The sequence below is a fragment of the Brevundimonas naejangsanensis genome (assembly GCF_003627995.1).
Lineage (GTDB): Bacteria > Pseudomonadota > Alphaproteobacteria > Caulobacterales > Caulobacteraceae > Brevundimonas > Brevundimonas naejangsanensis_B.
In genome coordinates this window covers 2,840,101-2,864,513 of the sequence record NZ_CP032707.1, presented here as the reverse complement: position 1 = coordinate 2,864,513, position 24,413 = coordinate 2,840,101, and the positions used below count along the sequence as shown (strand labels likewise).

Here is a 24,413-nt window from a genome sequence, read left to right as displayed (position 1 = left end):
GGCCATGCCCGATCCGAGGTTCTTCCAGACCCTGTCGCCCCTGACGGTCGCCGCCCTCGCCGAGCATATCGGCGGGGAGGTCGTCCGGGGCGGCGAAGTCGTCATCTCGGCCGTCGCGCCCCTGTCCAGTGCGGACCGGGGCGCGATCGCGTTTATGGGCGACCGCAAGTTCGCCGCCGCCCTGGCTGAAACGAACGCCGGCTGCGTGATCGTGCCGGCGTCGGCCGTTGACCTGGCGCCCCTTGGCGCCGCCGTCATCGTCTCGGGCGAGGCGCAGGCGAGTTGGGCGCGGGCGTCAGCCCTGCTGCACCGGCCGGTCCGTCTGGACCGCGCCATCGCAGTCGCCGAGGCCGCCGAGGACGACACCGTGGTGGTCGAGCCGGGCGTGATCCTGGGCGAAGGCGTTCGTATCGGGCGCGGCACGCGCATCGGGGCCAACACCGTCATCGGGCCGGGCGTGCAGATTGGCCGCGACTGCCTGATCAGCGCCAACGTCACCGTGGGCTGCGCCCTGGTCGGCGACCGGGTGACGCTGCTGGCCGGCGCGCGCATCGGCGAGGCGGGCTTCGGCGCGGCGGGCTCCAAGGCGGGGCCGGTGGACATCCCCCAGTTGGGGCGCGTGATCCTGCAGGACGGGGTGACGGTCGGCGCCAACTCCTGCATCGACCGGGGCGCCTACGACGACACCGTCATCGGCGAGAACACCAAGATCGATAATCTGGTCATGATCGGCCACAACTGCGTCATCGGCCGCAACAACCTGATGGCGGCGCACACCGGCATCTCGGGTTCGGTCACCAGCGGCGACAACTGCATCTTCGGCGGCCGGGCGGGCGTGGGCGACCACATCACCATCGGCGAAGGCGCCCGCGTCGCGGCCGGCGGCGGCGTCCTGGCCGACATTCCGCCGGGCGAGACCTGGTCCGGCTATCCCGCCAAACCGCTCCGCCAGTTCTTGCGCGAGACGGTGTGGCTGTCCAAACAGGCGTCCCAGAAGAAGGGCGCGAAGGAATCGAAAGAATGAGCGAAGACAACAAGATCGACTACGCCGAGGTGATGCGTCGCCTGCCGCATCGCTACCCCTTCCTGCTGGTCGACAAGGCCGAGGATTTCGTGGCGGCGACCTCGATCGTCGGCATCAAGAACGTCACCCATAACGAGCCCTTCTTCCCCGGTCACTTCCCGATCGACCCGGTCATGCCGGGCGTGCTGATCGTCGAGGCCATGGCCCAGACGGGCGCCCTGCTGATGTCCAAGTCGCTGGACGTGGCCGTGGCGGACAAGGTCATCATGTTCATGTCGATCGACGGCGTGCGCTTCCGCAAGCCCGCTCGCCCCGGCGACCAGCTGCGCATGGAGGTCAAGGTGATCAAGGCGCGCGGCGACGCCTACAAGTTCCGCGGCGAGACCTTCATCGACGGCAAGCTGGCCGCCGAGGCCGAGTTCATGGCCATGGTCGTGACCGTGGCGGAGCCCGCCCAGTGAGCATCCACCCGACCGCCATTGTCGACGCCTCGGCGGCCCTGGCGGACGGGGTCGCCATCGGCCCCTGGTGCACGGTCGGACCGGGCGTGACCCTGGCCGAGGGCGTGCGCCTGGTCAGCCACGTCGTGATCCAGCAGGATGCGAGCATAGGCGCGAACACGACCATCCACCCCTTCGCCGTCATCGGCGGTGATCCGCAGCACGGCGGCTACAAGGGCGAGCCGGTGCGGCTGGAGATCGGCGAGAACAACCTGATCCGCGAGCACTGCACCTTCAACCGGGGCACGCCGCAGGGGACGGGCGTGACCCGCGTCGGCTCGAACAACCTGTTCATGACCGGCGCCCACGTCGGGCACGATTGCGTGGTCGGCGACAACGTCGTCATGGCCAACAACGCCACGCTGGGCGGCCACGCCCGGATCGGCGACAAGGTCTTCCTGGGCGGCCTGTGCGCCGTGCACCAGAACGGCCGGGTGGGGCAGGGCGCCATCGTCGGCGGCTTGGCCGCAGTGACGCGCGACGTCATTCCCTACGGCTCGGCCTGGGGCAACCACGCCAGCCTGCACGGCCTCAACCTGATCGGGCTGAAACGCAAGGGCTACGGCAAGGACGCGGTGCGTCGCCTGCTGGCCGCCTATCGTGATCTGTTCGAGGGCGACGGCGTCTTCGCCGAGCGGTTGGATCGGGTCGAGCAGGCCTATGCCGACCTGCCCGAGATCATGGAGATCGTCGCCTTCATCCGTGACGGCGGCAAGCGCCCGCTGTGCCTGCCGGGCGCGGAATGACGACCGCGCCCAAGCTGGCCCTGATCGCGGGTTCTGGCGATCTGCCCATCCGCGTCGCCCAGCGCTGCGAGGCCGAGGGGCGCGAGGTCTTCATCATCCGCCTGAAGGGTTTCGCCGACGCCCACCTGCACCGCTGGCCGGGGCAGGACTTCGGCATGGCCGAGATCGGCAAGATCCTGAAGGCCATGCGCGCCGAGGGTTGCCGTGCGGTGTGTCTGGCGGGCTACGTCAATCGCCCAGATTTCAAGACCTTGAAGCCCGATCTGAAGGGCGCATCCCTGCTGCCCGGCATCATCGCGGCGGCGTCGAAGGGCGACGACGCCCTGCTGCGCAAGATCCTGTCGGTGTTCGAGGACGAAGGCTTCGCCGTCGAGGGCGCGGACGATCTTCTGGGCGGCGAGATGCTGACGGCGGGGGCTCTAGGCCGAGTGACGCCGACCGAAGAGCAGCTTTCGGATCTAAAGAAGGCGCTGCATGTCGCTGAAAAATCAGGCGAACTTGACATCGGTCAGGGCGCCGTCGTCTGCGACGGCCTGGTGCTGGCGGTCGAGGCGCAGGAAGGCACGGACGAGATGCTGCGCCGCGTGGCGCATCTGCCCGCCGACCTGCGCGGCTCGCCGGGTTTCGCGCGCGGCGCGTTGGGCAAGGCGCCGAAGCCGATCCAGGATCTGCGCGTCGACATGCCCGTTATTGGACCGACGACGGTCGAGCTCGCCGCCGCCGCCGGTCTGGCGGGAATCGGCGGGTTTGAGGGTCGGTTGATCGTCATCGACCACGAAGGTCTGGTCGAGGCGGCCGACCGTCTGGGCTTGTTCGTCTGGGGAGTGGAACGATGAGTCGACCCCTGAAGGTCATGCTGGTGGCGGCCGAGGCTTCGGGCGACGCCCTGGGGGCCGGTCTGGCGCGCACGCTGAAGGCGCGGTTGGGCGATGACGTGGTCTTCGTCGGCGTGGGCGGTCCCAAGATGGCGGCCGAGGGCGTCGTCAGCCCCTTCGACATCGCCGAACTGTCGATCCTGGGCTGGATCGAGGGGCTGAAGGCCTATGGTCGGGTCAAGAAGCGCGTGGCCGAGACGGCGGCTCTGGCGGCGGCGGAGAAGCCGGACGCCGTGGTGCTGATCGACAGCTGGGGCTTCACCATCCGCGTGGCCCAGGCGATCCGCGCCGCTTCGCCGAAGACGCCGCTGATCAAATACGTCGGGCCGCAGGTGTGGGCCTCGCGACCGGGCCGGGCGACGACGCTGGCGGGGGCGGTGGATCACCTGCTGGCCCTCTATGCGCTGGACGCGCCCTGGTTCGAGAAGGCGGGCCTGCCGACGACGGTCGTCGGCTCGCAGGCGCTGCATGTCGACATGGCGGGGGCCGACGGCGCCCGTTTCCGCGCGGCGCGGGGCATTGCGGCGGATGCGCCCCTGCTGCTGGTCCTGCCGGGCAGCCGGCCCAGCGAGATCACGCGCATGACGCCCGTCTATGAAGACGCGGCGAAGCGTCTGAAGGGCGAGATTCCGGGGTTGGAGGTCGCCGTCGTCGCGGCGGGCACCGTCGCCGCCGACGTGGCGGGCCGCGTCGCCGCCTGGCCATTCCGCACCCATGTCGTGCAGGAGGCCGACAAGTACGACGCCATGAAGGCCGCGAACGCCGCCCTGGCCACCAGCGGCACGGTCTCGACCGAACTGGCCCTGGCCGGCGCGCCCATGGTCATCGCCTACAAGATCGACGGCTTGAGCTATGTCCTGATGAAGCGGCTGGTGACGGCCAAGCACATCACCCTGTTCAACATCGCCGCCGACGAGCGCATCGCGCCTGAGTTCATCCAGCATGAGGCGACGCCGCAGGCCCTGGCGAAGGCGGTAGGGCGGCTGCTGACCGATCCCGAGGCGGCGGCCGATCAGGCGCGTCGTCAGACCCAGGCGCTGGACCTGATGGGGCGCGGCGGGCCGGACCCGTCGGAACTGGCGGCGGATGCGGTGCTGCGGGTGATTGCGGCGAAGGCGGGCTGAGGCTGACCTTCGACGCTTGTTGGCCTTCTTTGCTCCGTCATCCCCGGCCTCGTGCCGGGGGTCCAGAGACTCCGACATTGATGGCGTCGCTTAAGCCTTGCAGCCCGTTGCGTTTCCGGATTCTCGGGACAAGCCCGAGAATGACGATTGAAGGTGCTTTGCGGGTGGGAGCTTAAGCCAGCAAAGCTCGCGTCGCGGCTTCCACGTCCGCCTGTCGCATCAGGCTTTCGCCGACCAGCAGGGCGCGCGCGCCAGCCTTCGCCACGCGCGCCACGTCCTGCGGCGTGAACAGGCCGCTTTCGGCGACCAGCAACGCGCCTTCCGGGCTCATCGCCGCCAGTTGCTCCGTCGTCGCCAGATCGACCTCGAAGGTCCGCAGCGAGCGGTTGTTGACGCCGATCAGGGCGTCGTCGCGGCCCTCGACCAGCTTGGCGGCGCGCGCCATCTCGTCCGCGTCGTGCGTCTCGATCAGGGCGTCCATGCCCCAGCGGGTCGCCTCGGCGAGCAGTTCAGCGGCCAGGGCGTCGTCGATCATGTCCATGATGATCAGGATGCAGTCGGCGCCCAGCGCCCGGCTCTCGGCCACCTGCCACGGATCGACCAGGAAGTCCTTGCGTAGGCAGGGCAGGGCCACGGCGGCCCGCGCGGCGGTCAGATGGGCGTCGTCGCCCTGAAAGCTGGGGCCGTCGGTCAGCACGGACAGGCAGGACGCGCCGCCGCGTTCATAGGCCTGGGCCAGAACGGGCGGGTCGAAGTCGGCGCGGATCAGGCCCTTGGACGGGCTGGCCTTCTTGATCTCGGCGATCAGGGCCGGGCGGCCAGTTTCGGCGAAGCGGCTGGCCAGGGCGGCGCGGAAGCCGCGCGGGGCCGAAGCCTTTTTCGCGCGCGCCTCGATGGCGTCCTGCGATACGGCGGCCTTGCGGGCGGCGACGTCCTCGCGCTTGTAGGCGGCGATGCGGTCCAGAACGTCGCTCATCAGGCGTCCTCGTCTTCGATCGGCGCGTGGGAGACGCGCACCAGTTCAGCCAGGGCGGCGGCGGCGCGGCCGTCGTCGATGACGGCGGCGGCGAGCTCGGCGCCCGATTTCAGGTCGTCGGCCCGCCCGGCCACAACCAAAGCGGCGGCGGCGTTCAGCAGGACGATGTCGCGGTAAGGCCCGCGCTCGCCCGCCAGCAGGGCCGTCAGGGCCGCCGCATTGTGCTCGGCGTCGCCGCCGCGCAGGTCGTCCATGGTCGCCAGCGGCAGTCCGGCGTCGGCGGGGGTGACGGTGAAGCGGCGCACGGCGCCGTCCTTCCATTCCGCCACCTCGGTCGGCCCCGTGGTGGTCAACTCGTCCAGGCCCTGGCCGTTGACGGTCCAGGCTCGCCTGGCGCCCAGTCGGCCCAGCACCTCGGCCAGCGGCTCCAGCAGGGCGGGATCATAGACGCCCATGACCTGATGCGTCGCGCCAGCCGGATTGCACAGCGGCCCCAGCAGGTTGAACACGGTGCGGAAGCCGATCTCGCCACGCACCGGCCCGACGTGGCGCATGGCCCCGTGATAGGTCGGGGCGAACAGGAAGGCGACGCCCGCCCGGTCCAGCGCCCGCGCTTGCTGGGCGGGCGTGGCGTCCAGATTGACGCCCAGGGCGGCCAGAACGTCGGACGAACCGGACTTGGAGCTGACGGCTCGGTTGCCGTGCTTGGCGACCTTCAGGCCCGCGCCCGCCAGCACGAAGGCGGCGGCCGTCGAGACATTGTAGGTGTGCTGGCCGTCGCCGCCGGTGCCGCAGGTGTCGATCACCTCGTCGAACGGGTGGTTCAGCGACAGGGCGGCGTCGCGCATGGCGCTGGCGAAGGCGACGATCTCGTCCACCGTCTCGCCGCGAATGCGCAGGGCGGTGACGGCGGCGGCGACCTGGGACGGGGTCGGTTCGCCGCGCAGGCAGGCGGCGAAGAAGGCCTTGGCCTCGTCCAGGGTCAGCACCTGGCCGTCGACCAGCTTGGCCAGCAGGGGCTTTATGGTGTCCATGGCGTCAGACCGTCGCCAGGCGCCGGACGCCCGCCAGGTCGAGGAAGTTGGCGATCATCTCATGGCCGTGTTCGGTGGCGATGGATTCCGGGTGGAATTGGACGCCGTGGATCGGCCGTGTGCGGTGCGACAGGCCCATGATCTCGCCATCCTCGGTCCAGGCGGTGACCTCCAGCGCGTCGGGCAGGGTTTCGCGGCGCACGGCCAAGGAGTGGTAGCGCGTCGCCGTGAAGGGCGAGGGCAGGCCGCCGAACACACCGCGCCCTTCGTGCAGGATGGGCGAGGTCTTGCCGTGCATCAGGGTCTTGGCGCGCACCACCTCGCCGCCGAAGGCCTGGCCGATCGACTGGTGGCCCAGGCAGACGCCCAGGATGGGCATGGTCTGCGCCGCCGTCTGCAGCAGCGGCAGGCAGATGCCCGCCTGGTCGGGGGCGCAGGGGCCGGGGGACAGCAGGACCGCCTCGGGCTTCAGCGCCCAGGCTTCTTCGACGGTCAGGTCGTCGTTGCGGACAACGTGCGTCTGGGCGCCCAGCTCCGCGAGGTAGTGGACGAGGTTGTAGGTGAAGCTGTCGTAGTTATCGACGACGAGGATCATGGCGAAGGCTTCTTAGGACGGGGGGAGGCGGGGGCCAAGCGTAGGGGGACCAAGCGGGCCGAATGAAAGCGGACGTTAAGCTGTCCAGGCGATACAGGGGCATCGCCATCGGAAGAATTCCGTCTTGACCCCTCTTGAAGCCATTCGTAACGCCCGCGCCCTGTTGAACGAGGCGCCGGCCGAGCAGCCGAAACCCCTGCGCCTGCTGGCCGCAGCCGCCTTCGCCGCCACAGCGGCGGTCCTTCTGGCCGGGACCATGGTCGCGGGCCCCGGCGTGTCGTTTGACCAGGGTTCCACGGTTTCCAATCCTTAGACTGATCCGCCGGCGCCCTGGCCGCGAGTGGTCGCGGTGAAGCGCCACGCGTCCTCGGCCGCCTTCATCGGAGCACGGGCCTTGGCCAGGGTCTCGGCGTATTCGGCGGCCGGATCGCTGTCGGCGACGACGCCGGCGCCGGCCTGGACGAAGATCTTGCCGCGCGCGAACATGGCGGTGCGCAGGACGATGCAGATGTCCGCCTCGCCGTTGGCCGAGATGTAGCCCACGCCGCCGCCATAGCCGACGCCGCGCTTCTCGGTCTCAAGCTCGTCGATAACCTCCATGGCCCGCACCTTAGGCGCGCCCGACAGGGTGCCGGCGGGCAGGGCGGCCAGAAGCGTGTCCACTGCGTCCAGCTTGGGATCGGCCGCGCCGTTGACGTTGGAGACGATGTGCATGACTTGGCTGTAGCGCTCGACCACGAAGCTTTCCGTGACCTCGACCGAGCCGGGCGATGAGACGCGGCCCACGTCGTTGCGGCCCAGGTCCAGCAGCATCAGGTGCTCGGCCCGCTCCTTGGGATCAGCCAGCAGTTCGGCCTCCAGCGCCTTGTCCTGCTCGGGCGTGGCGCCGCGCGGGCGGGTGCCGGCCAGGGGGCGGATGGTGACGCGGCCGTCTTTCAACCGGACCAGGATTTCCGGGCTGGACCCGGCCAGTTGGAAGTCAACGTAGTCGAGGAAGAACAGATAGGGCGACGGGTTGCCGCGACGCAGCGCCCGGTAGAAGGCGAACGGGTCCTGGTCCCACGGCGCCGAGAAGCGGTGCGCCAGCACCACCTGGAAGATGTCGCCGGCGGCGATGTAGTCCTTGGCCCGCGCGACCATGCGGCCGAAGGCGGCCTCGTCCACGTCGGAATGGAAGGCGGGCGCGGGAACCGGCTCGACCTCGCGCTGGATGGGCAGGGGGCCGCGCAGGCGGTCCTCGAAATCCTCCAGCCGGGCCTCGGCGGCGGTGTAGGCCTGGGCCGGATCGGCCGCCGTGTCGGGATAGGCCGCGGAGATCAGCACGATCTCGTGCTTCACCGAATCGAAGATGGCGACCAGGGCCGGGCGCGCCATGACGGCGTCGGACAGGTCCAACGGGTCGGGATTGGCCGGGCCCAGCGGCTCCAGCAGCCGCACCATGTCATAGCCGAAGACGCCGAACAGTCCGGCGGCCATCGGCGGCAGGTCGGCGGGCAGGTCGAACTTCGTCGCCGCGATCAGGGCGCGCAGGGACCCCAGCGCGGGCCTGTCTTCGGGCGTGAAGATATCGGCCAGGACATCGGCGCCGCGCGCGATCTCGGCCTTGCCGTCGCGGCAGCGCCAGACCACGTCCGGCGACAGGGTGACGAAGGAGTAGCGACCGTTGACGGCGCCGCCCTCGACCGACTCGAACAGGCTGGCGTAGCGCCGCCCGTGCCCGACCTTCAGGAAGGCCGAGACGGGGGTCTCCAGATCGTCGACCAAGCGGCGGACCAGCACCTGGGGCCGGCCCGCCGTCAGACCGGCGATGAAGGGGTCGCGCTGCGCTGCGGTCTGTTCCTGAGCCATCACTTCTTGGCGGGCGTCGCGGGCGCGGCGGTCGGCGCCTCGACGCCCAGGGCCTGCAGGGCGAGGGCCGGGTCGTTGCGCGACTTGGTGCGAGCGGCGGCCGCGGCGATGGTGCGGTCGGCCATGGCGTTGGCCAGCTCTTCGGTCAGGCGCGGACGGGCCTGCTCGGCCAGCGGCGCGGCCAGGGCCGGGACGGCGGCGTGAACGGCGTCGACGCGGCCGACGATGAAGCTGTCCTGCGTCTGCTGGCCGGAGAAGACCTGACCCTTGCCCTGGCCGAACAGGCCGCGCAGGACGCCGTCGCCGACTTCGGCCTGGGCCGCGCGGCTCTGCTGCACGCCGGTGCGGACGGTCAGCTGGGCGCCGGATTCGGCGGCCACCTTGGCGATGTCCTCGCCGGCGCGGACGCGCCCGGCCAGTTCTTCGGTCTTGGCCGACAGGCGGCGGGCGTTCTCACGCAGGGTCCATTGCTGGGCCAGCGGGGCGCGGACTTCGTCCAGGGTCGGCAGGGCGGCCGCGCGGATGTCGTCCAGGCGCACGGCGAAATACTGGCCGTCGCCGGCGTCGATCACGTCGCTTTCGCCGCCCTTGGACAGGGCGTAGGCGCTTTCCAGGACCTGGCGCGGGGCGTTCATCGGCCGGCCGTCGGGAAGCTGGCCCTGCTGGGTGAAGGGCGGCAGCTGGATCACGCGAGCCTTGGCCGCTTCGGCGGCGGCGGCCAGGTTCTTGCCTTCCTGGCGGGCCTTCTCGAACTGCTCGACCTTGGCGTAGGTCGCGGCCTTGACGGCTTCGGCCTGCAGTTCCTGAGTCAGGGCGGGACGGGCGCCCTCCAGCGTCACGGCCTGACCGGGCTGGATGGCGGCCACCTTGGCCACGGTGAAGCCCAGGCGGCCCTGGATCGGGGCCGAGACCTGGTCGACGGCCAGGCCGAAAACGGCGGCGCCGACGGCGGGGTCGCCCACGGCGGCCTGCGGCGTGGCCTTGTAATCGCCCAGCTGGATGTTGTTGGCCTTGGCCACGTCGGCCGGGTTCTGGCCGGCGCGCAGGTCGGCGGCGATCTTGTCGGCGGCGGCCTTGGTCGGGACCGTCAGGGTCATGAAGGTGCGCTTCTCCGGCTCGGCCAGGGCGGCCTTGCGGAACTCATAGCGCTCCTTGATCTGCTCCTCGGTGACGGTCGGGCGCGGATCGTTCGGACCCGGGGTGAACAGGACCAGGGAGATCATGCGGAACTCGGGGCTGCGCAGGCGCTCTTCGTTCTCCTTCATGAAGGCGGTCAGCTGGGCGTCGGTCGGGGCGGCGGCGCGGCCGGCCATGTCCTGGGTGACGGTGAACCAGCGGCCGTCGCGGGTCTCCAGCGCCTGGCCCGCCAGCAGGGCGGCATAGACGCGCGGCGCCTGCAGGCCGGCGAACACGGCCGAGCCGACGTGGGCGGTCACATACTGGTCGCGTAGGTCCTGCTCGAGCATTTCCGAGGTCAGGTTCTGCTGGGCCAGGGCCTGGGTGTAGAGGTCTTTGTCGAACTGGCCTGTGATCTGGTTGAAGAAGGCGGGGATCTTGCGGATCTGCGCCAGAACCAGCTCCTTGCCGGGGCGGATGCCGGCCTTATAGGCCCAGTCCAGGAAGCCCAGGCGCTGGGTCTGGCTGTCGAGATACTGCTGGTGCAGGTTCTCCTTGACCATGTCGTCATAGCTGACGGGACGGCCGGCCTGTTCCTGCAGATTGGTGCGCACGCGCTCGAAGTCGGCGCGGAACTGCCCCGAATCCACGCTGCGGTCGCCGGCGCTGATGATGTGGCGCGGCCCCAGGTTGGCGAAGATGTCGGACTGGGCGCCGACCACCAGGAAGCTGAGGATGATCAGGGCGAACAGGCCCGCGGCCCATTTCGACTTGGCGAAGTTGCGGAAGAGCGTGATCATCGAAGAAGAACCTGACGAGGGCCGGCGTCGAAAGGGCGCCAAGGGTCGCGTATAGGGGGAGCAGGGCCGCCGCCGCAAGTGAGGCTTGACGACATCTTGGCTTCCGCCGCGGCCGCCACTAGACAGGCCGCATGAAACAATCTGTGAAGCTGGTCGCCGGCAACTGGAAAATGAACGGCCTGGGCGCGAGCCTGGCCGAGGCTGAAACCCTTGAAAGGGCGCTGAAGACGCAGGCTGCGGCCTGTCGCGTGGCCCTGTGTCCGCCCGCCACCTTGATCGAGCGCATGGCGCGCGCCCTGGCGGGCGGCGCGGTCGAGATCGGCGGGCAGGACTGCCACGCTGCGTCCTCGGGCGCCTATACCGGCTCGGTCTCGGCCGAGATGGTCCGCGATGCGGGCGCGACCCTGGTGATTCTCGGCCACTCGGAGCGCCGCGCCGGATTCGGCGAGACCGACGCCGACGTCGCCGCCAAGGTCGAGGCGGCCCTGGCTGCCGGCCTGGAGCCCATCGTCTGCATCGGCGAGACCCTGCAGGAGCGCGAAGCCGGCCAGGCCGTCGAGGTCGTCAGCCGTCAGGTCGCGGGGTCGCTGCCGGCCTCGCTGGCGGGCAAGGCCTTCGCCGTCGCCTATGAGCCGGTCTGGGCCATCGGCACGGGCTTGACGCCCACGCTGGAGCAGATCGAGGAGGTCCACGCCGCCGTGCGCGCCGCCATGGTCGCCAAGCTGGGCGAGGGCGGCCGGACTGCGCCGATCCTCTACGGCGGCTCGGTCAAGCCGTCGAACGCGGCCGAAATCCTGGCGGTGCCGGAAGTCGCGGCGCCCTGGTCGGCGGCGCCTCGCTGAAGGCCGACGACTTCCTGGGCATCATTCGCGCGGCCTGAGCGCCGAGCCGTTTGCCCGAAACCGCCAACAGTGTTAGAGGCCGCCGCTTGATCGGCGCGCCTCTGCGCCCACATGAATGACGCCATGCTCCAGACCATTCTGCTCGTCGCCATGATCCTCATCTCGGTCGCCCTGTCGGCCGTGATCCTGCTGCAGCGTTCCGAGGGCGGCGCCCTGGGCATGGGCGGCGGTCCTTCGGGCTTCATGACGGCGCGGGGAGCGGGCAATCTGCTGACCCGCACGACGTCCATCCTGGCGGTGGCCTTCTTCGTCTGCGCCATCGGCCTGACGATCGCGGGCAACTTCGCGCGGGGCTCGCGCTCGGTGATCGACGCCGAGGCCGTCGGCTCCATCGCCGTCGACCAGCCGCAGCAAACGGCTCCGGCCCCGGAAGCCGCCCCGGCCGCTCCGGCCCAGCCGGCGGCTCCGTCGCTGGATGACCTGGAAGCCAGCCTTCCGGCCGGCCAGGGCGCGCCCGCCCAGTAAGGGCGACGCCGCCATCGAGTTTGGGGAAGCGCGCCGCAAGGCGCGCTTTCTTCTTTTGATCAACTGATTTTTCCCGAGCGCTCTCCGCGGGGACGAATCATGGAGTAAGGTGTCCGCCCATGGCTCGCTATGTGTTCATCACCGGCGGCGTGGTTTCCTCCCTCGGAAAAGGCCTCGCTTCCGCCGCTCTCGGCGCTCTTCTGCAGGCGCGTGGCTACAAGGTCCGCCTGCGCAAGCTGGACCCTTATCTCAACGTCGATCCGGGCACGATGAGCCGTATCAGCACGGCGAGGTCTTCGTGACCGACGACGGCGCCGAGACGGACCTCGACCTCGGCCACTACGAGCGCTTCACTGGCGTCTCGGCGGCCAAGTCGGACAACATCACGACCGGCCGGATCTATCAGACGATCATCGAGAAGGAGCGTCGCGGCGACTATCTGGGCGCGACCGTCCAGTGATTCCGCACGTCACTGACCAGATCAAGCAGTTCTGCCTGAACCCGGCCAAGACCGACGACGGCGAGGACGTGGACTTCGTCCTGGTCGAGATCGGCGGCACGGTCGGCGACATCGAGGGCCTGCCCTTCTTCGAAGCCATCCGTCAGCTGGAGCAGGACCTGCCGCGCGGCCAGTCGTGCTTCGTCCACCTGACCCTGCTGCCCTTCATCAAGACCGCCGGCGAGATGAAGACCAAGCCGACGCAGCACTCGGTCAAGGAGCTGCGCTCCATCGGCATCCAGCCCGACATCCTGCTGTGCCGCTGCGAGGCGCCGATCCCGGCCGACGAAAAGCGCAAGATCGCCCAGTTCTGCAACGTCCGCCCCGACAGCGTCATTCAGGCGATGGACTCGGCCGACATCTACGCGGTGCCGCTGGACTATCACCGCGAGGGCCTGGACACCCAGGTGCTGGCCCACTTCGGCCTGACCGACGCGCCGGAGCCGGAGCTGTCCGGCTGGAACGAGATCGTGCGTCGCCGCCTGCACCCGGACGGCGAGGTCACCATCGCCGTGGTCGGCAAATACACCGTCCTGAAGGACGCCTATAAGTCGCTGATCGAGGCGCTGCAGCACGGCGGCGTGGCCAACAACGTCAAGGTCAACATCGACTGGGTCGAGGCCGACACCTTCGAGGGCGCGCCCGAGGCCTGCGCCCAGCGCCTGGAAGGCGCCCACGCCATCCTGGTTCCCGGCGGTTTCGGCGAGCGCGGGGCCGAGGGCAAGATCGAGGCGGCCCGCTTCGCCCGCGAGCGCAAGATTCCCTATTTCGGCATCTGCTTCGGCATGCAGATGGCGGTGATCGAGGCGGCGCGGAACCTGGCCGGCTTCCCAAGGCCACCTCGACCGAGTTCGGCCCGGCCGACGAGCCGGTCGTCGGCCTGATGACCGAATGGGTCCAGGGCAATGAGCGCGTGAAGCGCGAGCACGGCGGCGACCTGGGCGGCACCATGCGCCTGGGCGCCTATGACTCGACCCTGGCGGAGGGCTCCCGGATCGCCGAGATTTACGGCGCGACCCATATCAACGAGCGCCACCGTCACCGCTATGAGGTGAACATCAACTACCGCCAGGCGGTGGAGGAGAAGGGCGGGCTGTTCTTCGCCGGCCTGTCGCCGGATGGCGTCCTGCCCGAGACGGTCGAGCGCCGGGACCACCCCTGGTTCATCGGCGTGCAGTATCACCCGGAATACCGCAGCCGGCCCTTCGCGCCGCACCCGCTGTTCGCCAGCTTCGTGGCGGCCGCTCTGGTGCAGAGCCGATTGGTCTGATCACGCACGCTTGTTGCGACGTTCGTCCGTCAAATGTTATAGTTGTGTTAACCTTTTGGGTCAGCGCACATGGCAGGCGACATCCTTTACTTTCTGCACCGGCATTTCCGCGTGGTGTTCGTGATCGGCGCGACGCTCAGCGTCATGGGGCTGGCGCTGGTCGCGCGCGGGCTCTTGCGCCTGGCCTTCGGTTTCTGAACGGCGAAGGCGCGATCAGGCGTTCAACTGCGCTTGCCATCCAGCGAGCCCGCCTTCCAGGTCGTTCATCAGGTCGACTGGGTCCTCAAGCCCGATATGCAGGCGCAGAAGCTGGCCGGGCAGGGCGGGGGCGTGCAGGCGATGGGTCAACTGCGGCGTTTCATGGGTGACCAGGCTTTCATAGCCGCCCCAGGAATATCCCATGCCGAACAGGCTCAGCGCCCGCATGAAGGCGTGGCCGCCGCCGTGTCGCCGCCCTTCATCACCAGCCCCATGATCGAGGCCGCGCCGTCGAAGCCCCGCGCGGGTGATGGAGGTCCAGCCCAGTCGCCGGCCGCCGCGGCGGGCTTCCTGCCGGGCGACCTGATCACCCACGTCAACGGCAAGCTGATCTCTGACGGCGGCGAGGTGACGCGCGTGGTGGCCCTGAGCAGCGGCGATCCGGTGCGCTTCATCGTCGAGCGCGGCGACCGCGCCGTGCAACTGACCGCCACGCCCGAGCGCCGGGTCGAGACCGACCGCATCGCCGGCCGGGTCAGCGTGGGCCGCATCGGCCTGGCTCTGGGTTCGACGCGCGACGAGATTCGCCATGTCCGCTACGGCCCGTCGCGGCTGGGGGCAGGGGGTGCGCGAAACCGGCGCCATCCTGAGCACCACCCTGACCTATATCGTCGCATCTTCACCGGCCGCGAGACCGGCGATCAGTTCAGCGGGCGCTGGGAATCGCCAAGCTTCCGGGGCCTTGACCAACGCGGCCGTCGCGGCCAATTCCGAGCCCTGGGCCATCGTTCGCATCTCTTGCTTGACGCTGACGAGCTTCGCCGCCATACTTTCGGTCGGAATCGGCTTTCTTAATCTGATGCCTATTCCCGTTCTGGATGGGGGGCACCTGCTGTTCTACGCCTATGAAGCCGTGGCGCGCCGTCCGATGGCCGCCCGGGTTCAGGAAGCGGGATATCGGGTCGGTCTTGCTTTGCTGGCGGGTTTGATGTTGTTCGCGACCTGGAACGATCTGCAGAAGCTCAATCTCTTCAAATTCCTCGGCGGGCTCGTCTCGTGAGCCGACGCCAGCCCCCGATGGTTTCCCGCATGACTCAAAACGACAGCCGCCTCATGATCCAGACTCCTGGCCGCATTCTCGGGTCAGCGCCCTGGCCCTGATCTTCGCCGCCGGACTGGCTGAGCCGGCCCTGGCCCAGCAGGCGGCCCCTGCCCAGGCCGCTGCCCAGGCCCAGGATCCTTCCCAGGCCCCCCAGATGCAGCTGGCGCCCCAGACCGAGCGCGCCCTGGTCAACCGCATCGTGGTGCGGGGCAACCAGCGCATCGACCAGACCACGGTCCTGTCCTATCTGCCGATCCAGCCCGGCGACACCATCGACGGCCGTGACCATCGACGTGGCGGTGCGCACCCTGTCGCGCACGGGCCTGTTCGCCGACGTCCAGATCGGGCTCCAGGCCAAACGGCGACCTGATCGTCGAGATCGCGAAAACCCGATCATCAACCAGGTGACCTTCGAGGGTAACAAGGCCCTGGCCGAGAAGAAGTTGCGCGATGAGGTCACCATCAAGCCGCGCGGCATCTACAACCCGCGCCCCGCGTCCAGGAAGACGTCGGCAAGATCGTCCGAACTGTATCGCCTGTCGGGCCGGATCTCCGCCGACCGTGACGCCCAAGCTGGTCCAGCTGGACCAGAAATCGCGTCGACGTGGTGTTCGAGATCGACGAGGGCCCCGAGACGGGCATCGCCGCCATCACCTTCCTGGGCAATAAGGCGTTCTCGGACAGCGACCTGCGTCAGGTCATGGTCACCAAGCAGTCTTCCTGGTGGCGGCTGTTCAGCACGAACGACAACTACGACCCGAACCGTCTGGACTATGACCGGGAGCAGCTGCGGAAATTCTACACCAACCGCGGCTATTACGACTTCCGCATCCTGTCGTCCGTGTCCGAGCTGAAGCCGGACAACGGCGCGTTCGGCGTCACCGTGACCGTGGACGAGGGCGACCGCTACAACTTCGGCGAGATCAAGGTCGTCACCGAGAACGACCGCCTGAACGCCGACTTCCTGCAGTTGCTGCTGCCGATCCGCAAGGGCGACCTCTATGAGAGCGATCGCATCCAGGCGGCGGTCGACACCCTGACCTTCGCCGCCGGTTCGGCGGGCTACGCCTTCGTCGAGATCAACCCGACCTATCGGGCCGATCCCGAGACGGACACGGTCAATGTGACCTTCAACGTCCGCGAGGGGCAGCGCGTCTACATCGACCGCATCAATGTGGTCGGCAACACCCGCACCCTGGACAGCGTCATCCGTCGCGAGCTGATGGTGGGCGAGGGCGACGCCTTCAACCGCTCCCTGGTCGAGCGTTCGCGCAACAACCTGCGCGCCCTGGGCTTCTTCAAGGACGTGAAGATCGAGGAGACGCGCGGCAGCGCGCCGGACCGTTCGGTCGTCAACGTCACCGTCGAGGAGCAGCCCACTGGCGAACTGTCGGTCGGCGCCGGCTTCAGCTCGGTCGACTCCTTCGTGCTGAACCTGGGCATCACCGAGCGCAACTTCCGCGGTCGCGGCCAGAACGTCGTGGCCCGCGCCGAGTGGGGCTCGCTGCGCCAGCAGATCGACTTCCGCTTCACCGAGCCCAAGTTCATGGGCCGCGACGTGCGGGCGGGCTTCGACCTGTTCCACATCCGCTACGACCTGAGCAAATACTCGTCCTACGATTATCGCTCGACCGGCGGCGGGGTGCGGGTCACCTATCCGCTGAACGGCTACGCCAACTTCAGCACCCGCTACTTCCTGAAGGACGACGAGGTCGTCATCCCCTTCGGCTACTGCGGCAGCGGCGTAGGCGGCGGGTCCTCGGCCCTGTGCGACCAGGCGGGCTCGTTCATCAACTCCTCGGCCGGCTACACCCTTCTGGTGAGCCGGCTGAACGATCCGGTCCGGCCGACGCGCGGCTGGTCGGCCTCGCTGCGTCAGGACTTCGCCGGCATCGGCGGCGACGTGAACTACATCAAGACCGAGGCCGACGCCTCCTGGTACTACGGCATCCGCCCAAACTGGGTGGTCAGCGTCCAGGGCCAGGCGGGCTACGTCAGCGGCTGGAACGGCGACCCGATCCGGATCAACGACCGCTTCTTCAAGGGCGGCAACACCTTCCGCGGCTTCGAAACGGCGGGCATGGGCGCGCGCGACCTGACCACGACCGACGCCCTGGGCGGCAACTTCTACGCCATCGGCACGGTTGAACTGACGCTGCCGAACATGTTGCCCGAGGAATACGGCATCAAGACTTCGCTGTTTGCCGATGTCGGCACCATCGGCAAGCTGGACGACCGTTATCTGGTCGACTCGGCGACGGGTCTGCGCAACCCGAACATCGTCGACGACCTGGCTTTGCGCGCCGCCGCCGGCATCAGCATCCACTGGCGCTCGCCGATGGGGCCGATCCGCTTCGACCTGTCCAAGGTTATGGCCAAGGAAGACTACGACAAGACCGAGACCTTCCGCTTCTCGACCTCTACCCAGTTCTAACCGCGGCCTGACCGCCGCCACTAAGGCTTAGATTATGAAACTCATCGCTATCGGCGCCTTCGCCCTCGCTTCGCTGACCGCATCGGCCGCCCTGGCCCAGACGCAAGGCCCGGCCAACCCGGGGCCGGCCATCCCCGGCGTCTGCGTCTTCTACAGCCAGCGCGTCCTGGCCCAGTCGACCGTCGGTCAGGCCGTCCAGACCCGCGTCGAGCAACTGGCCAAGGAAGTGCAGGGCGAGCTTCAGCCCTACGCCACCGCCATCCAGACCGAGGCCCAGGCTCTGCAGCAAGGCGCGGCGACCATCCCGGCCGATCAGATGAACCAGCGCCGTCAGGCCCTGCAGCAGCGCATCCAGGAAGCCCAGCAACTGGAAGCCACGCGCGACAACGAACTGCGCTACACCCTGGCCCAGCAGCGCCAGAAGATCTCGGAAGCCATCGAGCCGATCCTGGTCGCCGTCTATCAGGAGAAGGGCTGCGGCATCATGCTGGACCGCGAGAGCGTCTTCATCCTGAACCCGGCCATGGAAGTCACCGACACCGTGATCCAGCGCCTGAACGCCCAGCTGCCGACGTTGAACTTCAACCGCATGCCGGTTCCGGCCCAGCCGCAGTCCTAAGGCGGGCCATGCCCGATCCGAGGTTCTTCCAGACCCTGTCGCCCCTGACGGTCGCCGCCCTCGCCGAGCATATCGGCGGGGAGGTCGTCCGGGGCGGCGAAGTCGTCATCTCGGCCGTCGCGCCCCTGTCCAGTGCGGACCGGGGCGCGATCGCGTTTATGGGCGACCGCAAGTTCGCCGCCGCCCTGGCTGAAACGAACGCCGGCTGCGTGATCGTGCCGGCGTCGGCCGTTGACCTGGCGCCCCTTGGCGCCGCCGTCATCGTCTCGGGCGAGGCGCAGGCGAGTTGGGCGCGGGCGTCAGCCCTGCTGCACCGGCCGGTCCGTCTGGACCGCGCCATCGCAGTCGCCGAGGCCGCCGAGGACGACACCGTGGTGGTCGAGCCGGGCGTGATCCTGGGCGAAGGCGTTCGTATCGGGCGCGGCACGCGCATCGGGGCCAACACCGTCATCGGGCCGGGCGTGCAGATTGGCCGCGACTGCCTGATCAGCGCCAACGTCACCGTGGGCTGCGCCCTGGTCGGCGACCGGGTGACGCTGCTGGCCGGCGCGCGCATCGGCGAGGCGGGCTTCGGCGCGGCGGGCTCCAAGGCGGGGCCGGTGGACATCCCCCAGTTGGGGCGCGTGATCCTGCAGGACGGGGTGACGGTCGGCGCCAACTCCTGCATCGACCGGGGCGCCTACGACGACACCGTCATCGGCGAGAACACCAAGATCGATAATCTGGTCATGATCGGCCACAACTGCGTCATCGGCCGCAACAACCTGATGGCGGCGCACACCGGCATCTCGGGTTCGGTCACCAGCGGCGACAACTGCATCTTCGGCGGCCGGGCGGGCGTGGGCGACCACATCACCATCGGCGAAGGCGCCCGCGTCGCGGCCGGCGGCGGCGTCCTGGCCGACATTCCGCCGGGCGAGACCTGGTCCGGCTATCCCGCCAAACCGCTCCGCCAGTTCTTGCGCGAGACGGTGTGGCTGTCCAAACAGGCGTCCCAGAAGAAGGGCGCGAAGGAATCGAAAGAATGAGCGAAGACAACAAGATCGACTACGCCGAGGTGATGCGTCGCCTGCCGCATCGCTACCCCTTCCTGCTGGTCGACAAGGCCGAGGATTTCGTGGCGGCGACCTCGATCGTCGGCATCAAGAACGTCACCCATAACGAGCCCTTCTTCCCCGGTCACTTCCCGATCGACCCGGTCATGCCGGGCGTGCTGATCGTCGAGGCCATGGCCCAGACGGGCGCCCTGCTGATGTCCAAGTCGCTGGACGTGGCCGTGGCGGACAAGGTCATCATGTTCATGTCGATCGACGGCGTGCGCTTCCGCAAGCCCGCTCGCCCCGGCGACCAGCTGCGCATGGAGGTCAAGGTGATCAAGGCGCGCGGCGACGCCTACAAGTTCCGCGGCGAGACCTTCATCGACGGCAAGCTGGCCGCCGAGGCCGAGTTCATGGCCATGGTCGTGACCGTGGCGGAGCCCGCCCAGTGAGCATCCACCCGACCGCCATTGTCGACGCCTCGGCGGCCCTGGCGGACGGGTCGCCATCGGCCCCTGGTGCACGGTCGGACCGGGCGTGACCCTGGCCGAGGGCGTGCGCCTGGTCAGCCACGTCGTGATCCAGCAGGATGCGAGCATAGGCGCGAACACGACCATCCACCCCTTCGCCGTCATCGGCGGTGATCCGCAGCACGGCGGCTACAAGGGCGAGCCGGTGCGGCTGGAGATCGGCGAGAACAACCTGATCCGCGAGCACTGCACCTTCAACCGGGGCACGCCGCAGGGGACGGGCGTGACCCGCGTCGGCTCGAACAACCTGTTCATGACCGGCGCCCACGTCGGGCACGATTGCGTGGTCGGCGACAACGTCGTCATGGCCAACAACGCCACGCTGGGCGGCCACGCCCGGATCGGCGACAAGGTCTTCCTGGGCGGCCTGTGCGCCGTGCACCAGAACGGCCGGGTGGGGCAGGGCGCCATCGTCGGCGGCTTGGCCGCAGTGACGCGCGACGTCATTCCCTACGGCTCGGCCTGGGGCAACCACGCCAGCCTGCACGGCCTCAACCTGATCGGGCTGAAACGCAAGGGCTACGGCAAGGACGCGGTGCGTCGCCTGCTGGCCGCCTATCGTGATCTGTTCGAGGGCGACGGCGTCTTCGCCGAGCGGTTGGATCGGGTCGAGCAGGCCTATGCCGACCTGCCCGAGATCATGGAGATCGTCGCCTTCATCCGTGACGGCGGCAAGCGCCCGCTGTGCCTGCCGGGCGCGGAATGACGACCGCGCCCAAGCTGGCCCTGATCGCGGGTTCTGGCGATCTGCCCATCCGCGTCGCCCAGCGCTGCGAGGCCGAGGGGCGCGAGGTCTTCATCATCCGCCTGAAGGGTTTCGCCGACGCCCACCTGCACCGCTGGCCGGGGCAGGACTTCGGCATGGCCGAGATCGGCAAGATCCTGAAGGCCATGCGCGCCGAGGGTTGCCGTGCGGTGTGTCTGGCGGGCTACGTCAATCGCCCAGATTTCAAGACCTTGAAGCCCGATCTGAAGGGCGCATCCCTGCTGCCCGGCATCATCGCGGCGGCGTCGAAGGGCGACGACGCCCTGCTGCGCAAGATCCTGTCGGTGTTCGAGGACGAAGGCTTCGCCGTCGAGGGCGCGGACGATCTTCTGGGCGGCGAGATGCTGACGGCGGGGGCTCTAGGCCGAGTGACGCCGACCGAAGAGCAGCTTTCGGATCTAAAGAAGGCGCTGCATGTCGCTGAAAAATCAGGCGAACTTGACATCGGTCAGGGCGCCGTCGTCTGCGACGGCCTGGTGCTGGCGGTCGAGGCGCAGGAAGGCACGGACGAGATGCTGCGCCGCGTGGCGCATCTGCCCGCCGACCTGCGCGGCTCGCCGGGTTTCGCGCGCGGCGCGTTGGGCAAGGCGCCGAAGCCGATCCAGGATCTGCGCGTCGACATGCCCGTTATTGGACCGACGACGGTCGAGCTCGCCGCCGCCGCCGGTCTGGCGGGAATCGGCGGGTTTGAGGGTCGGTTGATCGTCATCGACCACGAAGGTCTGGTCGAGGCGGCCGACCGTCTGGGCTTGTTCGTCTGGGGAGTGGAACGATGAGTCGACCCCTGAAGGTCATGCTGGTGGCGGCCGAGGCTTCGGGCGACGCCCTGGGGGCCGGTCTGGCGCGCACGCTGAAGGCGCGGTTGGGCGATGACGTGGTCTTCGTCGGCGTGGGCGGTCCCAAGATGGCGGCCGAGGGCGTCGTCAGCCCCTTCGACATCGCCGAACTGTCGATCCTGGGCTGGATCGAGGGGCTGAAGGCCTATGGTCGGGTCAAGAAGCGCGTGGCCGAGACGGCGGCTCTGGCGGCGGCGGAGAAGCCGGACGCCGTGGTGCTGATCGACAGCTGGGGCTTCACCATCCGCGTGGCCCAGGCGATCCGCGCCGCTTCGCCGAAGACGCCGCTGATCAAATACGTCGGGCCGCAGGTGTGGGCCTCGCGACCGGGCCGGGCGACGACGCTGGCGGGGGCGGTGGATCACCTGCTGGCCCTCTATGCGCTGGACGCGCCCTGGTTCGAGAAGGCGGGCCTGCCGACGACGGTCGTCGGCTCGCAGGCGCTGCATGTCGACATGGCGGGGGCCGACGGCGCCCGTTTCCGCGCGGCGCGGGGCATTGCGGCGGATGCGCCCCTGCTGCTGGTCCTGCCGGGCAGCCGGCCCAGCGAGATCACGCGCATGACGCCCGTCTATGAAGACGCGGCGAAGCGTCTGAAGGGCGAGATTCCGGGGTTGGAGGTCGCCGTCGTCGCGGCGGGCACCGTCGCCGCCGACGTGGCGGGCCGCGTCGCCGCCTGGCCATTCCGCACCCATGTCGTGCAGGAGGCCGACAAGTACGACGCCATGAAGGCCGCGAACGCCGCCCTGGCCACCAGCGGCACGGTCTCGACCGAACTGGCCCTGGCCGGCGCGCCCATGGTCATCGCCTACAAGATCGACGGCTTGAGCTATGTCCTGATGAAGCGGCTGGTGACGGCCAAGCACATCACCCTGTTCAACATCGCCGCCGACGAGCGCATCGCGCCTGAGTTCATCCAGCATGAGGCGACGCCGCAGGCCCTGGCGAAGGCGGTAGGGCGGCTGCTGACCGATCCCGAGGCGGCGGCCGATCAGGCGCGTCGTCAGACCCAGGCGCTGGACCTGATGGGGCGCGGCGGGCCGGACCCGTCGGAACTGGCGGCGGATGCGGTGCTGCGGGTGATTGCGGCGAAGGCGGGCTGAGGCTGACCTTCGACGCTTGTTGGCCTTCTTTGCTCCGTCATCCCCGGCCTCGTGCCGGGGGTCCAGAGACTCCGACATTGATGGCGTCGCTTAAGCCTTGCAGCCCGTTGCGTTTCCGGATTCTCGGGACAAGCCCGAGAATGACGATTGAAGGTGCTTTGCGGGTGGGAGCTTAAGCCAGCAAAGCTCGCGTCGCGGCTTCCACGTCCGCCTGTCGCATCAGGCTTTCGCCGACCAGCAGGGCGCGCGCGCCAGCCTTCGCCACGCGCGCCACGTCCTGCGGCGTGAACAGGCCGCTTTCGGCGACCAGCAACGCGCCTTCCGGGCTCATCGCCGCCAGTTGCTCCGTCGTCGCCAGATCGACCTCGAAGGTCCGCAGCGAGCGGTTGTTGACGCCGATCAGGGCGTCGTCGCGGCCCTCGACCAGCTTGGCGGCGCGCGCCATCTCGTCCGCGTCGTGCGTCTCGATCAGGGCGTCCATGCCCCAGCGGGTCGCCTCGGCGAGCAGTTCAGCGGCCAGGGCGTCGTCGATCATGTCCATGATGATCAGGATGCAGTCGGCGCCCAGCGCCCGGCTCTCGGCCACCTGCCACGGATCGACCAGGAAGTCCTTGCGTAGGCAGGGCAGGGCCACGGCGGCCCGCGCGGCGGTCAGATGGGCGTCGTCGCCCTGAAAGCTGGGGCCGTCGGTCAGCACGGACAGGCAGGACGCGCCGCCGCGTTCATAGGCCTGGGCCAGAACGGGCGGGTCGAAGTCGGCGCGGATCAGGCCCTTGGACGGGCTGGCCTTCTTGATCTCGGCGATCAGGGCCGGGCGGCCAGTTTCGGCGAAGCGGCTGGCCAGGGCGGCGCGGAAGCCGCGCGGGGCCGAAGCCTTTTTCGCGCGCGCCTCGATGGCGTCCTGCGATACGGCGGCCTTGCGGGCGGCGACGTCCTCGCGCTTGTAGGCGGCGATGCGGTCCAGAACGTCGCTCATCAGGCGTCCTCGTCTTCGATCGGCGCGTGGGAGACGCGCACCAGTTCAGCCAGGGCGGCGGCGGCGCGGCCGTCGTCGATGACGGCGGCGGCGAGCTCGGCGCCCGATTTCAGGTCGTCGGCCCGCCCGGCCACAACCAAAGCGGCGGCGGCGTTCAGCAGGACGATGTCGCGGTAAGGCCCGCGCTCGCCCGCCAGCAGGGCCGTCAGGGCCGCCGCATTGTGCTCGGCGTCGCCGCCGCGCAGGTCGTCCATGGTCGCCAGCGGCAGTCCGGCGTCGGCGGGGGTGACGGTGAAGCGGCGCACGGCGCCGTCCTTCCATTCCGCCACCTCGGTCGGCCCCGTGGTGGTCAACTCGTCCAGGCCCTGGCCGTTGACGGTCCAGGCTCGCCTGGCGCCCAGTCGGCCCAGCACCTCGGCCAGCGGCTCCAGCAGGGCGGGATCATAGACGCCCATGACCTGATGCGTCGCGCCAGCCGGATTGCACAGCGGCCCCAGCAGGTTGAACACGGTGCGGAAGCCGATCTCGCCACGCACCGGCCCGACGTGGCGCATGGCCCCGTGATAGGTCGGGGCGAACAGGAAGGCGACGCCCGCCCGGTCCAGCGCCCGCGCTTGCTGGGCGGGCGTGGCGTCCAGATTGACGCCCAGGGCGGCCAGAACGTCGGACGAACCGGACTTGGAGCTGACGGCTCGGTTGCCGTGCTTGGCGACCTTCAGGCCCGCGCCCGCCAGCACGAAGGCGGCGGCCGTCGAGACATTGTAGGTGTGCTGGCCGTCGCCGCCGGTGCCGCAGGTGTCGATCACCTCGTCGAACGGGTGGTTCAGCGACAGGGCGGCGTCGCGCATGGCGCTGGCGAAGGCGACGATCTCGTCCACCGTCTCGCCGCGAATGCGCAGGGCGGTGACGGCGGCGGCGACCTGGGACGGGGTCGGTTCGCCGCGCAGGCAGGCGGCGAAGAAGGCCTTGGCCTCGTCCAGGGTCAGCACCTGGCCGTCGACCAGCTTGGCCAGCAGGGGCTTTATGGTGTCCATGGCG

24 protein-coding genes and 5 pseudogenes are annotated in these 24,413 nt (G+C 69.2%); 20 read left to right on the top strand and 9 right to left on the bottom strand.

The window, feature by feature from the left end:
* The first annotated feature begins 4 nt into the window (after window positions 1-4).
* From lpxD (D8I30_RS13590) to lpxB (D8I30_RS13570), 5 genes are read left to right on the top strand one after another with little or no spacing between them, the layout of a single operon-like run.
* Complete coding sequence (gene lpxD, locus D8I30_RS13590) at window positions 5-1,024, top strand: UDP-3-O-(3-hydroxymyristoyl)glucosamine N-acyltransferase (protein ID WP_121483204.1); 1,020 nt, start codon at window positions 5-7, stop codon at window positions 1,022-1,024.
* A complete protein-coding gene (gene fabZ / locus D8I30_RS13585; protein ID WP_121483203.1) occupies window positions 1,021-1,485 on the top strand; it encodes a 3-hydroxyacyl-ACP dehydratase FabZ in 465 nt (154 codons plus the stop codon). The genes lpxD (D8I30_RS13590) and fabZ (D8I30_RS13585) overlap by 4 nt, the downstream gene beginning before the upstream one ends.
* Window positions 1,482-2,270: an acyl-ACP--UDP-N-acetylglucosamine O-acyltransferase gene (gene lpxA / locus D8I30_RS13580; RefSeq protein ID WP_121483207.1), complete on the top strand. Its 789-nt coding sequence runs from the start codon at window positions 1,482-1,484 to the stop codon at window positions 2,268-2,270. Before fabZ (D8I30_RS13585) ends, lpxA (D8I30_RS13580) begins: the two co-directional genes overlap by 4 nt.
* Window positions 2,267-3,106, top strand: a complete 840-nt coding sequence (lpxI, locus tag D8I30_RS13575) for a UDP-2,3-diacylglucosamine diphosphatase (protein WP_121483202.1) — start codon at window positions 2,267-2,269, stop codon at window positions 3,104-3,106. The genes lpxA (D8I30_RS13580) and lpxI (D8I30_RS13575) overlap by 4 nt, the downstream gene beginning before the upstream one ends.
* Window positions 3,103-4,269: a lipid-A-disaccharide synthase gene (gene lpxB, locus D8I30_RS13570; protein WP_121483201.1), complete on the top strand. Its 1,167-nt coding sequence runs from the start codon at window positions 3,103-3,105 to the stop codon at window positions 4,267-4,269. The genes lpxI (D8I30_RS13575) and lpxB (D8I30_RS13570) overlap by 4 nt, the downstream gene beginning before the upstream one ends.
* Before the next feature lie 172 nt (window positions 4,270-4,441).
* Here the strand turns inward: lpxB (D8I30_RS13570) and trpC (D8I30_RS13565) are convergent, their stop codons facing one another.
* From trpC (D8I30_RS13565) to D8I30_RS13555, 3 genes are read right to left on the bottom strand one after another with little or no spacing between them, the layout of a single operon-like run.
* A complete protein-coding gene (gene trpC, locus D8I30_RS13565; protein WP_121483200.1) occupies window positions 4,442-5,245 on the bottom strand; it encodes an indole-3-glycerol phosphate synthase TrpC in 804 nt (267 codons plus the stop codon).
* Window positions 5,245-6,279, bottom strand: a complete 1,035-nt coding sequence (gene trpD / locus D8I30_RS13560; protein WP_121483199.1) for an anthranilate phosphoribosyltransferase — start codon at window positions 6,277-6,279, stop codon at window positions 5,245-5,247. The genes trpC (D8I30_RS13565) and trpD (D8I30_RS13560) overlap by 1 nt, the downstream gene beginning before the upstream one ends.
* 4 nt (window positions 6,280-6,283) lie before the next feature.
* Complete coding sequence (locus D8I30_RS13555) at window positions 6,284-6,874, bottom strand: anthranilate synthase component II (protein ID WP_121483198.1); 591 nt, start codon at window positions 6,872-6,874, stop codon at window positions 6,284-6,286.
* A 124-nt stretch (window positions 6,875-6,998) separates the two neighbouring features.
* Between D8I30_RS13555 and D8I30_RS13550 the strand changes: the two genes are divergently transcribed.
* The gene (locus tag D8I30_RS13550) at window positions 6,999-7,187 is read left to right on the top strand and encodes a hypothetical protein (RefSeq protein ID WP_121483197.1); all 189 of its coding nucleotides are present in this window, start codon (window positions 6,999-7,001) and stop codon (window positions 7,185-7,187) included.
* Here the strand turns inward: D8I30_RS13550 and trpE are convergent.
* The gene (gene trpE, locus D8I30_RS13545; RefSeq protein WP_121483206.1) at window positions 7,184-8,722 is read right to left on the bottom strand and encodes an anthranilate synthase component I; all 1,539 of its coding nucleotides are present in this window, start codon (window positions 8,720-8,722) and stop codon (window positions 7,184-7,186) included. The two genes, D8I30_RS13550 and trpE, sit on opposite strands and share 4 nt — an antisense overlap.
* Window positions 8,722-10,638, bottom strand: a complete 1,917-nt coding sequence (locus tag D8I30_RS13540) for a peptidylprolyl isomerase (protein WP_121483196.1) — start codon at window positions 10,636-10,638, stop codon at window positions 8,722-8,724. The genes trpE and D8I30_RS13540 overlap by 1 nt, the downstream gene beginning before the upstream one ends.
* 131 nt (window positions 10,639-10,769) lie before the next feature.
* On the opposite strand from D8I30_RS13540, the pseudogene tpiA reads away from it, so the two are divergent.
* The 4 genes and pseudogenes from tpiA to D8I30_RS15000 all read left to right on the top strand — a co-directional run bounded on the left by tpiA (window position 10,770) and on the right by D8I30_RS15000 (window position 13,972).
* A pseudogene (gene tpiA / locus D8I30_RS13535) lies at window positions 10,770-11,518 on the top strand (triose-phosphate isomerase).
* 73 nt (window positions 11,519-11,591) lie between these two features.
* A complete protein-coding gene (gene secG, locus D8I30_RS13530) occupies window positions 11,592-12,005 on the top strand; it encodes a preprotein translocase subunit SecG (protein WP_121483194.1) in 414 nt (137 codons plus the stop codon).
* Between the two features lie 119 nt (window positions 12,006-12,124).
* Window positions 12,125-13,774 (top strand): annotated as a pseudogene (locus tag D8I30_RS13525) (CTP synthase).
* A gap of 69 nt (window positions 13,775-13,843) precedes the next feature.
* Entirely contained in the window at window positions 13,844-13,972 is a 129-nt protein-coding gene (locus D8I30_RS15000) for a hypothetical protein (RefSeq protein ID WP_276118687.1), read from the top strand.
* Between the two features lie 15 nt (window positions 13,973-13,987).
* On the opposite strand, the gene D8I30_RS13520 is transcribed toward D8I30_RS15000, so the two are convergent.
* Window positions 13,988-14,176: a PLP-dependent transferase gene (locus D8I30_RS13520; RefSeq protein WP_240387403.1), complete on the bottom strand. Its 189-nt coding sequence runs from the start codon at window positions 14,174-14,176 to the stop codon at window positions 13,988-13,990.
* Between D8I30_RS13520 and D8I30_RS15070 the strand changes: the two are divergent.
* Both D8I30_RS15070 and D8I30_RS14885 read left to right on the top strand, forming a co-directional pair.
* Window positions 14,114-14,401: pseudogene (locus D8I30_RS15070) on the top strand (PDZ domain-containing protein); the annotation flags it as partial. The gene D8I30_RS13520 and the pseudogene D8I30_RS15070 sit on opposite strands and share 63 nt — an antisense overlap.
* Window positions 14,402-14,561: 160 nt before the next feature.
* Window positions 14,562-15,032, top strand: coding sequence for a site-2 protease family protein (locus D8I30_RS14885; RefSeq protein WP_240387257.1), 471 nt, complete (start codon window positions 14,562-14,564; stop codon window positions 15,030-15,032).
* 34 nt (window positions 15,033-15,066) lie between these two features.
* Here the strand turns inward: D8I30_RS14885 and D8I30_RS15160 are convergent, their stop codons facing one another.
* Complete coding sequence (locus D8I30_RS15160; RefSeq protein ID WP_240387256.1) at window positions 15,067-15,540, bottom strand: hypothetical protein; 474 nt, start codon at window positions 15,538-15,540, stop codon at window positions 15,067-15,069.
* Here D8I30_RS15160 and D8I30_RS15155 point away from each other — a divergent pair.
* The 8 genes and pseudogenes from D8I30_RS15155 to lpxB (D8I30_RS13480) form a co-directional block, all read left to right on the top strand.
* A pseudogene (locus D8I30_RS15155) lies at window positions 15,518-15,568 on the top strand (hypothetical protein); the annotation flags it as partial. The gene D8I30_RS15160 and the pseudogene D8I30_RS15155 overlap by 23 nt on opposite strands.
* A 110-nt stretch (window positions 15,569-15,678) precedes the next feature.
* Entirely contained in the window at window positions 15,679-17,508 is a 1,830-nt protein-coding gene (gene bamA / locus D8I30_RS13510) for an outer membrane protein assembly factor BamA (RefSeq protein ID WP_240387255.1), read from the top strand.
* Between the two features lie 34 nt (window positions 17,509-17,542).
* Window positions 17,543-18,127 (top strand): OmpH family outer membrane protein, encoded by a 585-nt coding sequence (locus tag D8I30_RS13505; RefSeq protein WP_121483205.1) that lies wholly within the window; start codon window positions 17,543-17,545, stop codon window positions 18,125-18,127.
* Window positions 18,128-18,135: 8 nt separating this feature from the next.
* Window positions 18,136-19,155 (top strand): UDP-3-O-(3-hydroxymyristoyl)glucosamine N-acyltransferase, encoded by a 1,020-nt coding sequence (gene lpxD, locus D8I30_RS13500; RefSeq protein WP_121483204.1) that lies wholly within the window; start codon window positions 18,136-18,138, stop codon window positions 19,153-19,155.
* A complete protein-coding gene (gene fabZ, locus D8I30_RS13495) occupies window positions 19,152-19,616 on the top strand; it encodes a 3-hydroxyacyl-ACP dehydratase FabZ (RefSeq protein ID WP_121483203.1) in 465 nt (154 codons plus the stop codon). Before lpxD (D8I30_RS13500) ends, fabZ (D8I30_RS13495) begins: the two co-directional genes overlap by 4 nt.
* Window positions 19,613-20,400: pseudogene (lpxA, locus tag D8I30_RS13490) on the top strand (acyl-ACP--UDP-N-acetylglucosamine O-acyltransferase). Before fabZ (D8I30_RS13495) ends, lpxA (D8I30_RS13490) begins: the two are co-directional and overlap by 4 nt.
* Window positions 20,397-21,236 carry a UDP-2,3-diacylglucosamine diphosphatase gene (gene lpxI / locus D8I30_RS13485; RefSeq protein WP_121483202.1) on the top strand — a complete coding sequence of 280 codons (840 nt, stop codon included), beginning with the start codon at window positions 20,397-20,399 and terminating at the stop codon, window positions 21,234-21,236. The pseudogene lpxA (D8I30_RS13490) and the gene lpxI (D8I30_RS13485) overlap by 4 nt, the downstream one beginning before the upstream one ends.
* Window positions 21,233-22,399: a lipid-A-disaccharide synthase gene (lpxB, locus tag D8I30_RS13480; protein ID WP_121483201.1), complete on the top strand. Its 1,167-nt coding sequence runs from the start codon at window positions 21,233-21,235 to the stop codon at window positions 22,397-22,399. The genes lpxI (D8I30_RS13485) and lpxB (D8I30_RS13480) overlap by 4 nt, the downstream gene beginning before the upstream one ends.
* Window positions 22,400-22,571: 172 nt before the next feature.
* Here the strand turns inward: lpxB (D8I30_RS13480) and trpC (D8I30_RS13475) are convergent, their stop codons facing one another.
* Together trpC (D8I30_RS13475) and trpD (D8I30_RS13470) are read right to left on the bottom strand one after the other, a co-directional pair.
* A complete protein-coding gene (gene trpC / locus D8I30_RS13475) occupies window positions 22,572-23,375 on the bottom strand; it encodes an indole-3-glycerol phosphate synthase TrpC (RefSeq protein WP_121483200.1) in 804 nt (267 codons plus the stop codon).
* Window positions 23,375-24,409: an anthranilate phosphoribosyltransferase gene (gene trpD / locus D8I30_RS13470; RefSeq protein ID WP_121483199.1), complete on the bottom strand. Its 1,035-nt coding sequence runs from the start codon at window positions 24,407-24,409 to the stop codon at window positions 23,375-23,377. Before trpD (D8I30_RS13470) ends, trpC (D8I30_RS13475) begins: the two co-directional genes overlap by 1 nt.
* Window positions 24,410-24,413 lie beyond the last annotated feature (4 nt).